16 protein-coding genes and 1 pseudogene are annotated in these 13272 nt (G+C 67.0%); 4 read left to right on the forward strand and 13 right to left on the reverse strand.

What is annotated here, in order from left to right:
- Positions 1-70 precede the first annotated feature (70 nt).
- A complete protein-coding gene (locus ACFZDE_RS05565; protein ID WP_391197662.1) occupies positions 71-457 on the forward strand; it encodes a VOC family protein in 387 nt (128 codons plus the stop codon).
- A gap of 508 nt (positions 458-965) precedes the next feature.
- Here ACFZDE_RS05565 and ACFZDE_RS05570 read toward each other — a convergent pair.
- The 8 genes from ACFZDE_RS05570 to ACFZDE_RS05605 all read right to left on the reverse strand — a co-directional run bounded on the left by ACFZDE_RS05570 (position 966) and on the right by ACFZDE_RS05605 (position 8131).
- Entirely contained in the window at positions 966-1775 is an 810-nt protein-coding gene (locus tag ACFZDE_RS05570) for a hypothetical protein (RefSeq protein WP_391197664.1), read from the reverse strand.
- A gap of 188 nt (positions 1776-1963) precedes the next feature.
- Complete coding sequence (locus ACFZDE_RS05575) at positions 1964-2986, reverse strand: glycosyltransferase (protein ID WP_391197666.1); 1023 nt, start codon at positions 2984-2986, stop codon at positions 1964-1966.
- A 1-nt stretch (position 2987) separates the two neighbouring features.
- Positions 2988-4280: a serine--tRNA ligase gene (gene serS, locus ACFZDE_RS05580; protein WP_391197668.1), complete on the reverse strand. Its 1293-nt coding sequence runs from the start codon at positions 4278-4280 to the stop codon at positions 2988-2990.
- A complete protein-coding gene (locus ACFZDE_RS05585) occupies positions 4273-4500 on the reverse strand; it encodes a hypothetical protein (RefSeq protein WP_391197670.1) in 228 nt (75 codons plus the stop codon). The genes serS and ACFZDE_RS05585 overlap by 8 nt, the downstream gene beginning before the upstream one ends.
- A 183-nt stretch (positions 4501-4683) precedes the next feature.
- On the reverse strand, positions 4684-4983 hold the full coding sequence (locus tag ACFZDE_RS05590) for a histidine phosphatase family protein (protein WP_391197672.1): 300 nt from the start codon (positions 4981-4983) through the stop codon (positions 4684-4686).
- Complete coding sequence (locus tag ACFZDE_RS05595) at positions 4980-5906, reverse strand: phosphotransferase (protein ID WP_391197673.1); 927 nt, start codon at positions 5904-5906, stop codon at positions 4980-4982. The genes ACFZDE_RS05590 and ACFZDE_RS05595 overlap by 4 nt, the downstream gene beginning before the upstream one ends.
- Positions 5906-7156, reverse strand: coding sequence for a methionine adenosyltransferase (locus tag ACFZDE_RS05600; protein WP_391197676.1), 1251 nt, complete (start codon positions 7154-7156; stop codon positions 5906-5908). Before ACFZDE_RS05600 ends, ACFZDE_RS05595 begins: the two co-directional genes overlap by 1 nt.
- Positions 7157-7237: 81 nt before the next feature.
- Entirely contained in the window at positions 7238-8131 is an 894-nt protein-coding gene (locus ACFZDE_RS05605; protein ID WP_391197679.1) for a phosphotransferase, read from the reverse strand.
- A gap of 215 nt (positions 8132-8346) precedes the next feature.
- Between ACFZDE_RS05605 and ACFZDE_RS05610 the strand changes: the two genes are divergently transcribed.
- Together ACFZDE_RS05610 and ACFZDE_RS05615 are read left to right on the forward strand one after the other, a co-directional pair.
- The gene (locus ACFZDE_RS05610; protein ID WP_391197682.1) at positions 8347-9567 is read left to right on the forward strand and encodes a helix-turn-helix domain-containing protein; all 1221 of its coding nucleotides are present in this window, start codon (positions 8347-8349) and stop codon (positions 9565-9567) included.
- Positions 9568-9577: 10 nt separating this feature from the next.
- Positions 9578-10060 (forward strand): NUDIX domain-containing protein, encoded by a 483-nt coding sequence (locus ACFZDE_RS05615; RefSeq protein WP_391197685.1) that lies wholly within the window; start codon positions 9578-9580, stop codon positions 10058-10060.
- Between the two features lie 74 nt (positions 10061-10134).
- Here ACFZDE_RS05615 and ACFZDE_RS05620 read toward each other — a convergent pair whose 3' ends face one another.
- The 5 genes and pseudogenes from ACFZDE_RS05620 to ACFZDE_RS05640 all read right to left on the reverse strand — a co-directional run bounded on the left by ACFZDE_RS05620 (position 10135) and on the right by ACFZDE_RS05640 (position 12407).
- Positions 10135-10275 carry a hypothetical protein gene (locus tag ACFZDE_RS05620; protein ID WP_391197687.1) on the reverse strand — a complete coding sequence of 47 codons (141 nt, stop codon included), beginning with the start codon at positions 10273-10275 and terminating at the stop codon, positions 10135-10137.
- Between the two features lie 205 nt (positions 10276-10480).
- Positions 10481-10809 (reverse strand): annotated as a pseudogene (locus ACFZDE_RS05625) (hypothetical protein); the annotation flags it as partial.
- A gap of 31 nt (positions 10810-10840) precedes the next feature.
- Complete coding sequence (locus tag ACFZDE_RS05630) at positions 10841-11308, reverse strand: NUDIX domain-containing protein (RefSeq protein WP_391197690.1); 468 nt, start codon at positions 11306-11308, stop codon at positions 10841-10843.
- 14 nt (positions 11309-11322) lie between these two features.
- Positions 11323-11562, reverse strand: coding sequence for a DUF397 domain-containing protein (locus ACFZDE_RS05635; RefSeq protein ID WP_391197693.1), 240 nt, complete (start codon positions 11560-11562; stop codon positions 11323-11325).
- A complete protein-coding gene (locus ACFZDE_RS05640; protein WP_391197695.1) occupies positions 11562-12407 on the reverse strand; it encodes a Scr1 family TA system antitoxin-like transcriptional regulator in 846 nt (281 codons plus the stop codon). The genes ACFZDE_RS05635 and ACFZDE_RS05640 overlap by 1 nt, the downstream gene beginning before the upstream one ends.
- Positions 12408-12623: 216 nt before the next feature.
- Here ACFZDE_RS05640 and ACFZDE_RS05645 point away from each other — a divergent pair, with 216 nt between their 5' ends.
- Entirely contained in the window at positions 12624-13271 is a 648-nt protein-coding gene (locus tag ACFZDE_RS05645; RefSeq protein ID WP_391197698.1) for an ATP-binding protein, read from the forward strand.
- Position 13272: the final 1 nt, after the last annotated feature.

The raw sequence follows: 13272 nt of genomic DNA on the forward strand, positions 1-13272 counted from the left end.
GACAGCACGCGCTGCCTCAAGAACTCTGCGGTGAGGACGAGTCGCCGAACGCCTTTGAGGGAGCATCCCGTTGAACCCCATCATCCGCCACATCACCTTCGACTGCACGGGCGAGCCCTACGAACTGGCCCGTTTCTGGAGCGAGTTCCTGGGGCACCCCATATCGGACGTGGACAAGCCCGGGGACGACGAGGTCCTGCTGGAACTCCCGTCCGGCACGCCGGGCCTCCTCTTCGTCAGGGTGGAGGAAGGCAAGACGGCGAAGAACCGCATCCACTTCGACCTGGGCCCGACCGGCCGTACCCGTGCCGAGGAGGCCGAACGAGCCGTGTCCCTGGGCGCCCAGATCCTCACGGACCGCACCCTCCCCAACGGCAGAGGCTGGATCGTGATGGCGGACCCGGAGGGCAACGAGTTCTGCGTCGAACGCGGTGAACTGGACAAGGTGGCCGACTAGACCGCGCCGGTCCGACCAGCGACGCCTTCTTCCGGCCGCTGGTCCGCAGCCCGTTCGTCGTCCTCATGGGTTCCCGGCTACGCCGTAGCCCCCGACACCCACCACCGCGAGCCCGGCAGTCCGCCCGGATGCCCACCCTGCCCCATCCGAGCCCGCCACTCGGCACGCCTCCGCACCCCCTGCAAACGGGCCCCAGCCGCCCCCCACCCCTCCGAGCGGCCACCCGGCACGACTCCGTACCCCCACCCACGGACCCCGCCGCCCCACCTCGGGCCGCCCGGCCATGGAACACCCTGCGGTGGAGGGGCGAGTGTCAAGAGTGAAGCGAAGCGCAATCGGCGCCAGCCGACGCCCGAAGGGCGCTCTTGACACTCGCCCCGGAGCCGCCAACCTCAGAAAACCGGGCGGCCGTGAGTACGTCCTGGCCAACCAGCTGTCCAGAGCTCTGAGTTGAATCTTCAGGACCGTGCCCACCTTTGTCGGCCAGGGATCTCAAGTGAGTTTTCCTTCAGATGCCCCAGTTCTCCTCGATCGCCGTAGTCACGGCTGGCCATGGGACCTTCGGTTCACCGAAAAGCCGCCAATAGCGATACGACGCGCGAACCAGGGAACTGACGCCCAGCTTCACAGCACCCGGGTCGATCGTTCCGATCACCCGGCGAGTGATCCCGCCGGCTCCACGCGCGGCCGGACGAACGCCGTGTGCAAGGAGGAGAGTGGCGGTGCGGACGGCGTCCAGGGTCGGCGGGGACGCAAGGGCCACGAACCGGCCGAAGACGAGGTCCCTCCACCTCAGCCTCGTCCTCGCCCAGGCCAGCCGTTCCAGCCCGGTGCCGAGGTCTACGGCCATCCGCGCGGGGTTGTCAGCGTTCCAAAGGAGGACGATGTCACCGAGAGGCAAATCGAGGTGGTTGAAGCGAAGGGTAATGCCTTCGACTTGGCGCCGCCGCCATACTGCCAGCTTGCCGTTGATGCCGATGTGACGCGCGTGGAAACCCAATCGCGACAGCACGCTGAGCCAGCCGTCCAGGATCCCCCCGTAGTCGTCGATGCACTGAATGGGCTGGACGCGGGAGACGTTGACGAACGAGGTCAGAAACCCTTCCCGGAGATCGCCCGATGCGTCACGCTGCCCGGTGAAACGGACTACGGGCTGGGGCAGGAAGCCACTGCGGTAGGTCACTGGACGCCCGTCCTTGAGGAAGGGGTCAAGGGCTTGGACGGCCGAGATCGTCAGCTCAGTCTCACGGCCCCACCGAACTGGCAGGCAGGCCTGCTGCGGGACGCCTTGGGCCGCGAAACCCGCCTTGAGCCCCACCAGTAGTTCCTCCCAGGACGGGGACCGACGAGGCGGACAGTACGGCGATCCCCTGCGGGGATGCTCGATCGCGATCCTCCCCTCGGAAACAGTGAACTCCCAGTGGGGTCCGATGGCTTGACGGAGGACTGCGAGTAAGCGGGCTTCCGAATGGGACGACGCCCTGAGCACGAGTTCCCCGGGGCTACTCACCATGACCGGGTCGACATCGCCGCGAAGTGGCGGGCTGGATCGAAGCGATGCATCCCGGTCTCCTGGACCTCTGTGTGGTCGAGGTCCTCGGCCTGCTCGATCGCGAGGGCGAGAAGCTTCGCCGCTGTCTCGTCGTCCTCTGCGGGATCAGCCACCGTGACCACGCCCGTCCGATCGCATAGGGCCGCCTCGGCGCAGGTCCCTTCGCGCCAAGTGAGCGCGGCTATGGGGGTGCCGGCGCGGAGGGACTCACCGAAGACGGCTGCGCCGGCTTCCACGTACGTACGGGCGTATGTGTAGACGAAGACGGATGCGTCACGGATGGCGGCTGTCTTGGAAGGGCCGCCGAGTTCGCCGAGCCACTTCACATGGTCCGCGCTGAAGAGACGTTCATGGCGCTGTACGTATGCCTCGTCGAAGACCGGGCCGACTACCTGTATCCGGCGGCCGAGGATCTGGGCTGCTCGGACGGCGAGGTGCGGCGCCTTCTCCTCGTCTATTCGACCAAGCCACACGAGGTCGCTGCCGGCGACGGCCGAAGGCTCCGCCTCGTCCAGGCCCAGGTGGACGGCGAGTTCGGTGATCGGCTGGTGCTCCGCGTACCGCTCGATCATCTCAGATGAATAGCAGTAGAGCCGTGACCGCTTGCCGTCGAAAGCCGCATCGGCGTGGTGGAAGACGGGGGAGTGCTGGAAGGTGGCGACGTCGCAGTCCAGCTCGCTCCATGTGCGTGTCCAGGCCGGCAGGGACGGATATTCGTGCCCCACGACCAGGAGGTCGTATCCCGTGTCGCGAAGCTCCCGCTCGGCGAGCGATCCGGCGGTGATGTCCTCCAGGCGGACCGGCCGACGGACCCAGTCGTTCTCCAGGTCCGTGAGCCAGTCCGGCCCTAGAAGGTGTACGTCGGCGCCTGCGGCTCGGGCGCCTACGGCGACCGCCCACAGCCATCGTTCGATCCCGCCGTAGCCGGCGGGTGGAAAGGCGTAGCTACCAGGGAAGTCGCAGACGCCGACGAGCACGTTATGCCTCCGGTGTTCCGTCCGCCGAGATACGGCGGAAGCCGAGGTACGGGACGAGTGATTCGGGCAGGACGATGGAGCCGTCCTGTTGCTGGCACTGCTCAAGGAGAGCGGCCAGGGTGCGGCCGACGGGCAGGCCGGAGCCGTTGAGGGTGGCGACGAGCTTGGGCTTGCCGTCATCGCCGCGGGTCCGGATGTTGGCCCGGCGGGCCTGGAAGGTGCCGAAGTTGGAGACCGAGGAGATCTCTCGGTACGTGTTCTGGCTCGGGATCCAGACCTCGATGTCGTAGGTGAGCTGGGCGGAGAAGCCCGTGTCGCCGGCGGCCAGCTTGACGACGCGGTAGGCGAGGCCGAGTTCCTTCAGGCATGCCTCGGCGTGGCCGACCATCGTCTCCAGCGTGGCGTCCGCGTCCGCCGGGTCGACCATCTGGACGATCTCGACCTTGGCGAACTGGTGCTGGCGGATCAGGCCTCGGGTGTCGCGGCCGTACGACCCGGCTTCGGACCGGAAGCACGGCGTGTGCGCGGTGAGTGCCAGCGGCAGCTCGGCCGGAGGGATGATCTCGTCGGCGTAGAGGTTGGTCAGCGGCACCTCGGCCGTCGGGATCAGGAACAGCTCGCGGTCGGCGACGCCGGTCTGGAACAGGTCCTCCTCGAACTTCGGCAGCTGCCCCGTGCCGGTCATCGTCTTGCGGGTGACCAGGTACGGGACCGCGTGCTCGACGTACCCGTGCCGACGGGTGTGCAGGTCGAGGAAGAGTGTGGCCAGGGCACGCTCCAGCGCTGCTCCGGCGCCGCGCGAGACCGCGAAGCGCGGGCCGGACAGCTTCGTCGCCCGAGCGAAGTCGAGGATGCCGATGGCTTCACCGAGGTCGACGTGGTCCTTCGGCTCGAACGGGAAGGCCGGCGGAGCGCCGACCCGCCGGATCTCGACCGCGAAGTCCTCGGAGTCGCCGTCCGGGGCCGCGTCATCCGGCAGGTTCGGGATGCTGAGGAGGAGGTCGCGGAGCTGCTCCTCGACCTGCACCTGTCCGGCCTCGATGTCCCGGATCTGGTCCTTCAGCTCGCGGGCGCGCTCCTTCAGCTTGGAGATGTCGCCGCCCTGCTTGGCCGTCTGCTGGACCTCACTCGCCACCCGCTTGGACTCAGCCCGCAGCTCGTCGGCCGAGCGGATGTTCTGGTTGCGCTGAGACTGGAGGGACTCCAGCTCGGACAGGTCCAGAAAGTAGCCGCGACGAGCGAGCCGACGAACCGCTTCGGCACCCATTTCGATTAGGGCGCGGGCATCATGCATGAGGAAGATCCTTTTGATCCGGCTGATGGGATACGGAATCGACCGTAGCAACCGCCGAGCCCTCACCGATCCGGAATATGTCCGCGCCACCGCGGTCAGCACGATCTCCGGGAACGTCCCTGTCGAGATCGCTCATCAGCGCCGTGATCCAGTCCGGCAGCTCGTCGTCGGGTATGGCGATCGGCACGACGTACGGCGCCTCCGGGAAGAAGAGCGGCATGGCCTCCTTCGGAGATCGGTTCTGATGCCAGAGGAGGACGGAGGCCAAAAGGCCGTGGCCTACGAGAACGCGGGGTCCGGGTCGCTCCAGGGTGGCGAGCAATCCGGTGAGCATCCTCCGGATGCCGTCGCGCTGGGACTCGGTGCCGCCCGCAGGCCGCTCGTTCGGACCCTGGCCGTCGAGTCAGACCGCGTACTCCAGGAAAGGGCGGCCCTCGAACTCTCCGTAGTCGAGTTCATTCAGGCGAGGTTCGATGGCCAGTTCCGCCGCCGGCACACCCATCAGCAGAGAAGCCGTCTGCTGGGCACGCGGGAACTCGCTGGTCAGCCATGTCCGCACGGTGTGGAGGGGGAGGGTGGGCCAGCCCAGGCTCAGCGATTGTCTTCCCTCCTCGGCCAGGTGGATGGGTTGGGATGGGTCGCCGTTGACGAGGTACCGCTTGCTGTAGTCCGTCTGTCCGTGGCGGAGAACGTAGGTGGTCACGAGCCCCTCCTCGGGGTCGACGCGGAAAGGTCGGCGAGCACTTCCGCCATCTGCGGTGCTCTCGGATCCCCGGCCTCCAGGTAGTAGAGGAGTCCGTCGAGGGCCAGCGCTCTGCACCACGGCGCGAGTACGGGAACGGGGATCCGGGAGATACGGGCGGCAGCGGCGAGCCGCCCGTCGGTCCCGTGCCCAAGGTCGTAATAGACGGTCCAGAAGGCCCAGTCGTATGCCGCGTCGCCCAGCATGGGTAGCGGATCGAGCAGGCGCGGGTGCCCCAGCCAGTCGAATGGCACGTTCTCCCGATACAAGTCCGCGTGCAGGACAGTCGTCCTGCCTGGGTCTTCCTGCAGTCCGGCGAGCGCCGGGAGCGCGGCGTCGACGAGGAGATGCCATGCGTCGAGGTCGAGCGTCTCCATCCGTCGCCGGATCCGCGGCAGCATCTCCGTGCCGAGGTGGTCGGTGAGCAGCGGGAAGCTGTTCGGTCGCCTTCGGCGCCGGCCGAGGGTGTGCAGCCCCTGAAGGGCAGCCGCCACCATCTGAACCTCGCGCTCTGGCCGCTCGGCGCCACCAGCGCGCCCTCCCACCAGCTCCAGGGCGGCCACCGCCAGGTCGTCAGCGGCCTCGATGACGTCCGCCGTCGGCCCGTCGGCCCACAGCCGCAGTGCACCCACTTCGTGGCGATACCGGGTGGGGTCGGTCCATGCCTTGAGGAGTAGCGGACGCCCGTCGAGGGCGGTCGCTGTCGCGATCACCGAGGCGTGTCCGGCGTCGTGGTAGTCGCCGAGGGAAAACGTCCAGCGTTCGGCGGCCTGTTCCAGCAGGTCCGGTGCTGTGTCCAGCCACGCCTGGGCTTCCGGCCCGTAGTGCGCGAGTAACCGCCGCTGGCACCCTGCGGGAACCTCTCCGAGCGTCCGCGTCACCATCAGCTCAGCACGATCCCGTCGGAAACCAGCTCGTCCGTCAGGGCCGGGAACTCGCCGAGCGCCTCGGATACCAGGGCCTGCACCTTGTCCACCTCGACGTCGGGAGAGGACAGGCGGACGAGGACGCGCCAGGGTTGATCGAGTCGCTGCCCGGTCGTGCTCACCAGGTGAACCTCGGCATGCCCCTCGGTCGCCTCGTGGAGCCGGGTGGCGAGTCGCTGCGCGGCGACGTTGTACAGCTTGCCGACGTGGTAGACGGGGTTCTTGCCGTTGGCGCCCTCCAGGTTCATAGGCCTCAAGGGTGTGATCAGCCCGTTGACCCGATTTCCTCGCCCCACAACGCCTTCGTCACCGGACTCGATCGAACTGCCGGTGTAGGTGAGGTACAGCTCGTCCTTCCCCGGAACGTCGCGAGCATTCAGCCGGAAACGCGCCTCCGCTCCAGGCAGCCGGAGGCCGGCGAGGCGGTGGCACTCGGCGAGGACGGTCTCCGCGTTGCGGACGTATTCCGCTCGGCTGGCGACGTGACGCGACTTCTGGGGGACGCACAACACGATGTCGGCCTGGGCTCCGTCCCAGTAGCCCATGAGTTTGACGTCCGAGCCGCACCAGGCGTGGGCGAGCGTGAACTCGCTCTGCCCGGAGAAGTGGTCCACCAGTTCCCGTACGAACGACTCGAACGGGTTCTCCGGCGCCCAGCCGGTGCCGAGAGACGTGTCGTTGGAGAGCCGCACCCGCCGCTCGCGGAGATCTTCGACGGAGCGCGGGTTGAACCAGCGGGTGCGGTCGGGCACCCCGTCGCCGGTGAGGACAGCGCCCGGGCTCGAATTGCTGGTGATGTTGAAGACGATGTCCAGGTGGGCCGAGACCTCGGGCAGCCGCTCGGTGAAGAACGACCGGACTTCAGCTTCCACTATGTCCTCGACCGGTATCAGCTGGCCGCCGCATATCGGCGCGGCGCGCCCGTTGACCAGGACCCGCACTGGTGACGTCATCCGGCCGGCGCCGTATCGCACCTCGCTGGCTCCGCCGAGGAGGGCGAGCTTGTCGAAGTTGTGGTGCAGTACGGCGCCGAAGTTCTGAACGGTGTACCGGCTGTAGGCGCGGGACAATCGCTCGGCGAGATGGTCGGCCAGGGTGTCCGGATGGCCGAGGCCCTTGCGTTCCACGATGGTCGTCGCGTCCGGCTGGGCCATGCCGGTGTCGATGACGATGTGGCTGTTGTCGATGGTCGTGCTCGTACGAGGCATCACGAACTCCCATTCAGGGGTGGGTAGAAGGGGATGAGCGCAGGCGTCAGCACGCCTGGACGAGCGGTGGAGCGGGGGAATTCAGCGGGGGACGTCGGCAGCGCGGAGGAGCGCGACCGACTCAGCAAGTGACCGGTACGCGAAGGCAGCCTGTTCCTGGGCAGCGAGTCGATAGACGTCGTGGGCGGTGATGAGGTCGATGTCCCGCGTCCGACGGCGATCGAGCCAGAGGAGGAGGCGCCAGGTCAGGACCGGCCCGCTGAACGGCAACCGGGTCAGGAGATCGACCGGGATGCGTCCGGGCGGCACGCCCTGGTACAGCAGGTCGCGTACGAGGTGGAACACCACGTCGGCGTAGTCGAGTACGGCCGGTCCGCAGGCGCTCGCCTCCCAGTCGACGACGTGCAGGCGCTCGCCGTCCACGAGGAGGTGCTCGGGCTTGAGGTCGCCATGCAGGCGAACGACCGGATGGGAATCGATCGCCTGGAGGGCCTCGCTCAGCACCGCCCACCAGGGCAGCGACCGGCAGCGATGAGAGAACTGATCGAGCAGGAACTGGTGCGAGGAAACGACACTTGCTTGCCGTGCTTCCCAGCCGGAGCCGGGACGGACGCCGGCGACGGGCCGGTGCAGCCTGCCGCTCACAGCGGCGACGTGACCGATGTACTCCTCAATCGCTGAGTGCGTGCTCACCGAGCACGGCGACCCACCCACCGTCCGGAATGCCGTCCAAGACCCGGGCTCATTGTTTCCCGTGGCCAGGACCGACGGGACCGAGATACCCCACAGGGCAGCGCGCTCAACCGTCGCGACCTCACGCTGACGCCGGCCTTCGGGGTCGATGCCGACGTAGATCTTCAGCAAGGCACTGCCGTCCGTGGCGAATCGCGTTCTGGAGTACGGCTTGAGAGCTGCCGGGCCGAAGGGGCCGAGGCCTTGCTCGGTCCACGGCTCCACCGTCTTCGTGCTACGCACCCTCCACACCTCCAGTCCGTATCAGTGAGCCGTGCCCTGTTCCCATCTGAGAAGCAGGGCCGATCGCCAACGCCAGCCGAAGCGGAGGGAGATGACCACATCGCCCGGCGGCCCTTTCGATCTACTGCGACAGTAGGTATGGCACCCCGCAGCACCCCGGAAAATCCTTCCGGGGTCGATTCCGGCCACGAGGTGATGCTCAGGACATGCGAGGGATGACAGAGAACCTGACCATCGGCGAGCGCGTCGCCTGGTACCGGCGTCGACGCGGCCTTTCCCAAGAAGTCCTGGCCGGTCTTGTCGGACGAACCACGGACTGGCTGAGCAAAGCGGAGAACAATCGGATCGAGCTCGACCGGCTCTCGGTGATCACCTCACTCGCCGAGGCCCTCGACCTCTCCCTCGGAGACCTGCTCGCCGAACCGACCCTCATGGAGTGGTCGAACGACAGCGGCCGTCGCACGGTCCCCGCCCTGCGCGAAGCTCTCATGGACTACAAGCAGGTCACGCCATTGCTCGGGCCTCCGCCCGATGACGAACCACCCGCCCTGAAGGACCTTCGGGCCAACGTGAAGGAGATCCTCGACGCCTATCAGGCGTCTCGCTACGGCTTCGCCACGCGACGCCTTCCCCTCGTACTGGCCGATGCCCTCGCCGCATCCCGAGCGTATTCGGGACACGGGAGGGAGGAGGCTCATGCCCTGCTCGCCCTGACCTATCAAGGCGCGGCCATGGTGCTGGGCAAGGTCGGGGAGTCGGAGCTGGCGTGGATCGCCGCCGACCGCGGCCTGGCGGCCGCGCAGTACAGCGGCCAGAGTGCGGTGACGGGCTCGCTCTTCCGGGCGGTCACACACTGCCTGCTGGCCACCGGGCGCTTCACCCCGGCGGTCAAGCTGGTGAACGATGCGGCGGCCGTGATGCAGCCCGGCTTGGGCACCGCGAACGACGAATACCTCTCGGTCTACGGCACTCTCTTCCTCGCCGGCGCTATGGCGGCCTCCCGAGCGGAGGACCGGGCGACAACTCGGAGCTTCCTCCGAGAAGCGGACGAAGCCGCGCAGCGGTTGGGCACCGACGCCAATCACCTGTGGACGGCCTTCGGCCCGACCAACGTGGCCATTCATCGCGTCACCACCGCCGGAGAGCTCGGAGACATCCAGATAGCCGCTGACCTTGGGCAACGCATCGACACCAGCGACCTGCCTGTGGAACGACGTGTGAGGCATAGCCTGGAAGTCGCCCGGGCACTCAGCGCCTGGAACCGAACCGACGAAGCTCTGGCCATCCTGCTGGACGCCGAGCAGGCTGCACCGGAACAGGTGCGCCACCACTACCTGAGCCGCGAGCTGGTCATCGGCTGGATCCGCGGTACCCGCCGCCGACCGTCCCAGCCTGTAGTTGACCTGGCCCGGAGGCTTCGCGTCGTCGGCAGCTAGAGTCGATCCTGTGAGCGAGAACGAGCACGAGGCGAAGATGGCCCACCCCCGCATGGCGGCTGGTGCCCTCTTCTTCGACGACGCCGACCGAGTCCTGCTCGTCGAACCCTCATACAAGGACTACCGCGACATCCCCGGCGGATACGTCGAGCAGGGAGAGTCTCCCCGACAAGCCTGTCTGCGCGAGGTCCACGAGGAACTGGGCATCGAGCCTCACATCGGCCGTCTGCTCGTCGTGGACTGGGCACCAAGTTCAGGAGAGGGAGACAAAGTCCTCTACCTCTTCGACGGCGGCCGTCTCAGCGCGGATCAGCGCCAGAAGATCGCACTGCAAGCCGACGAGCTCCGCAGCTACGACTTCCATCATGCCGAGCAACTGCCAGAGCTCACCATCCCCCGCCTAGTACGCCGGATCACCGCCGGGATCCAGGCCCGCGCAGTCGGCTTGACCGCTTACCTCGAACAAGGGGTGCCGCCGGAAACTGGGGCTTGAGCGGGAACGAATCAGTCTCTACGAACGTGTGCGGCTTGCACGTGGTCACTCGAGAGAGTTGATCGTCGCTGTGATCAGGACCGTGCGGCAGCCCTGTAGGCGGCCAGGTCCGCCAACTCGGCGAAGATCTGCGTGTTCATCGCAACCTCAGTGATGGTCAGGTGTGTGGAGACGAGCTCCACGTCGACCTGCGTCGCGTCCAGCGATCGGGTCACACAGGTGGCCAAGCACGCTCGCGGGCGGGACGCGGGCCGTAGTTGAAGGGCGCTCTTGACACTCGCCCCAGAGCCGCCATCGTCATGTGAACCGGGCGGCCGTGAACCTTCTGGCCAACCAGCACTCCACCGACGTGGGACACCAGGTGCCGCCAGCCATCGCCGAGGACTTACCCGGCCGCTTTCTGGTCGGCACTTCGCGCGGTCAACCGGCCTGAAACCAATTGATGATCCCCTCAGCTGTACTACGCGCAGGCTTCAACCGGGGCCCTCAGGGTGAGCGTAGGGCCCGAGAATCTTCGAGCAGACGAACAACGTCATCAACTTCCCGTCCCGGCTTCCAAAGTCGGCTCTCCGCTCATGCCGTACGCGTTCGGCCAGTGCAGGGACAGCGAGGGAGCTTGCCCACAAGGAGGCGGAGTCCAGCCCGAATGGGGCATTGCCCCAGTCCTCCCAGTCGAAGATCTGGAACGTTGGTGCGGTCATGTTGGCCCAACTCAGATCGGCATGGGCCGGTACCCATCGCTCCACAGTGTGGAGACCGAGGGCGTCATGTGTGGGCCGGTCATCGCGCCGCGGGCATGTTGCCGTCGCGCCAGTCGGTCACGCGCTTGCGTACGCCGGCGACCATGGAAAGCCCGTCGACTTCTGCGGGATCGAACCAGCGGACGTCGATGGACTCCTCCGACACCGCCAACTGCCCGGCCACGGGACGAGCGAGGAAGCAGATGGAGAACTCCTGGCGCACTTCACCGTCGTCGTAGGCGAAGACGTGACGGGGGTTCGTGTAGGTCCCGACGATGCCGATGACCTCGACCTCGAAGCCGGTCTCCTCACGGGTCTCTCGTACCGCGCACTCCGGCAATGACTCGCCGATGTGCATCACGCCACCAGGGAGCGCCCACATGCCGTTGTCGCGTCGCCGCTGAAGCAGGATGCGCCCGGCGTCGTCGACAACGACGGCGGAAGCGGCCGGAACCAGACTGTTCGCAGCCGGGGCATCCGGGACGTCCTCGTAGTCGCGCCTACCCATCGCGTTCCTCTCTCCTAGAAGGCGCTCACCGACGTCGAAGACCACTTCGCACCGGTGCGCTTCACGGTGCGGACGAACGAACTCCACGCATCGCCGCTCACCGAGATCCGGTGCGTCTCCGTCTGCTTCGAGTCGCGAACGAGAGCGCCGCCGTCGGTCAGCGCGCACTCGACGCACTCGCCCCCGGCACCGTTGCTGTAGGACGACCGGAACCACAGGAGGCCGCTGTCGGCGTCGGACTCAGGCGATATCACTACGTGTACTCCTTCAAGATCGACTTGATCAACAAGGCCGAGCGCTGAGGGCTCAAGGCTGCCGCTCGCAGGCCGTCGAACGCCCTCGTGTACTCACGTACATGATGCTCCCCCTCCAGGTACACGGCATCCGTGATGCCGTCCCGGTACACGATGTCGGGATCCTCAGGGGCCGGAAAGCCCAGCATGGTGAACGAACCAGTCGTCGGACGGGTCCCCGAGTCGAAGGGGAGGACCTGGAGCGTCACGGTCGGCAGATCCGCCGTCTCCAGCACGCGTTCCAACTGCTCCCGCATCAGAGCGCCATCGCCGATGACGTGACGCAGGGCGCCCTCGTTCAGGATGAACCAGGCATCCGGGGCTTGCGCCTGTCGCAGCATGGCTTGGCGTTCCATGCGCACGCGCACCGCCTTCGCGATGTCCTCCACTGACATGTGTGCGCCGGCCTTGTGAAGCTCGGACGCGTACACCTCGGTCTGCATGAGGCCAGGTACCAGCTCGCACTGGTACTGACGGAAGGTCGAGGCGTCCTGCTCCAGCCCGATGTAGATGTTGAACCACTCGGGCACTCCGGCGCCGTGGACCTGCCACCAGCCGCGCACTTTCGCTTGTCGGGCCAGTGACTTGAGGAATTCGCGCAGCTCGTCGCTCGTGTCGTAGAAGCGGCACAGGGCGTCGATGTCCGAGGGCTGGACGCGTCCGCTGCCCGTCTCCATCCGGTTGACCTTGGAGCCGCTCCAATCCAGGGCTTCGCCGACCTGAGCGCAGGTCAGTGCGCTCTTCTCCCGGAGCTTCTTCAACTCGATCGAGAGGCGCCGTCGGCGTGCCGTGGGTGATCCGGCCATCTCAACCCTCTTTCCGGTAGCGAGCGTTCAGTCTCGCGCCAAGGGGTGTGCTTGCCAATCACTCGGAAGTGGGAATCCCTTCCTGCACATTGCAGAACGGGATGCGTTCCCCGCACTCTGGTGACCCACGCAACTCACCGTGAACGCCCGTGACGTTGCGCTGTCGACGCGGTGTCATCCGCGAGGAAAGGGGTCCGCGTGAGTCAGGAAACCCGCATGCCACGCAAGCCATGGGACATCGCCTTCACCGCCGAACCCTCGGAGGTGGCGACCCTGCGTCGGATCACGCTGCTGCAACTGGAGACCTGGGGGCTGAGCCACCTGGCCGACGAAGCCCAACTGTGCGTCAGTGAGCTGGTCTCCAACGTCATCACGCACGTGGGACCCGGCACCCCCGCGACACTGGCCGTCTCCATGAAGAACAAGCGCCTGCGCATCGAGGTGCACGACCCCGACACCCGTGCCTTTCCCACTCTCCGTGCCGCGGACACGGACGCCGAAGCGGGGCGAGGGATGGCTCTCGTGGACGCGGTCGCCGACCGCTGGGGCGTGCAGCTGGCCCCGGATCACAAGATCACGTGGTGTGAGCTGGCGACACGGCTCGCCACGGCCCACGGGTACGTGGAAGCCTCCAGCGTGGTGCGAGCCGAGGCCCTGGTGCGCCACTACGCTGCCGCAGCACAGCCCCAGCCCAGGACGGAGGCGAACAGACTGACATCAACCGTGGCGGAAGAGACGGTGATCGCGGCGATCACCGACTTCCTCCACTGGTTCCGAGCCCACGGCCGAGACGCGGACGACATGCTCGACCGAGCACAGATGCGCTTCGAGGCGGAGAGCGGTGTCCTGGGCCGGCAGGGATGAA

Origin of the sequence: Streptomyces sp. NPDC007929, assembly GCF_042959065.1 — a bacterium.
GTDB lineage: Bacteria > Actinomycetota > Actinomycetes > Streptomycetales > Streptomycetaceae > Streptomyces.

What these genes read in the sequence shown, in the direction of transcription:
- ACFZDE_RS05585 (WP_391197670.1), bottom strand. Translation starts at nt 4,500, where the DNA reads ATGCCGCTCTTCTTCCCGGAGGCGCCGTACGTCGTGCCGATCGCCATA.
- ACFZDE_RS05610 (WP_391197682.1), top strand. Translation starts at nt 8,347, where the DNA reads ATGACAGAGAACCTGACCATCGGCGAGCGCGTCGCCTGGTACCGGCGT.
- ACFZDE_RS05600 (WP_391197676.1), bottom strand. Translation starts at nt 7,156, where the DNA reads ATGCCTCGTACGAGCACGACCATCGACAACAGCCACATCGTCATCGAC.
- ACFZDE_RS05645 (WP_391197698.1), top strand. Translation starts at nt 12,624, where the DNA reads ATGCCACGCAAGCCATGGGACATCGCCTTCACCGCCGAACCCTCGGAG.
- serS (WP_391197668.1), bottom strand. Translation starts at nt 4,280, where the DNA reads ATGCATGATGCCCGCGCCCTAATCGAAATGGGTGCCGAAGCGGTTCGT.
- ACFZDE_RS05640 (WP_391197695.1), bottom strand. Translation starts at nt 12,407, where the DNA reads ATGGCCGGATCACCCACGGCACGCCGACGGCGCCTCTCGATCGAGTTG.
- ACFZDE_RS05595 (WP_391197673.1), bottom strand. Translation starts at nt 5,906, where the DNA reads ATGGTGACGCGGACGCTCGGAGAGGTTCCCGCAGGGTGCCAGCGGCGG.
- ACFZDE_RS05630 (WP_391197690.1), bottom strand. Translation starts at nt 11,308, where the DNA reads ATGGGTAGGCGCGACTACGAGGACGTCCCGGATGCCCCGGCTGCGAAC.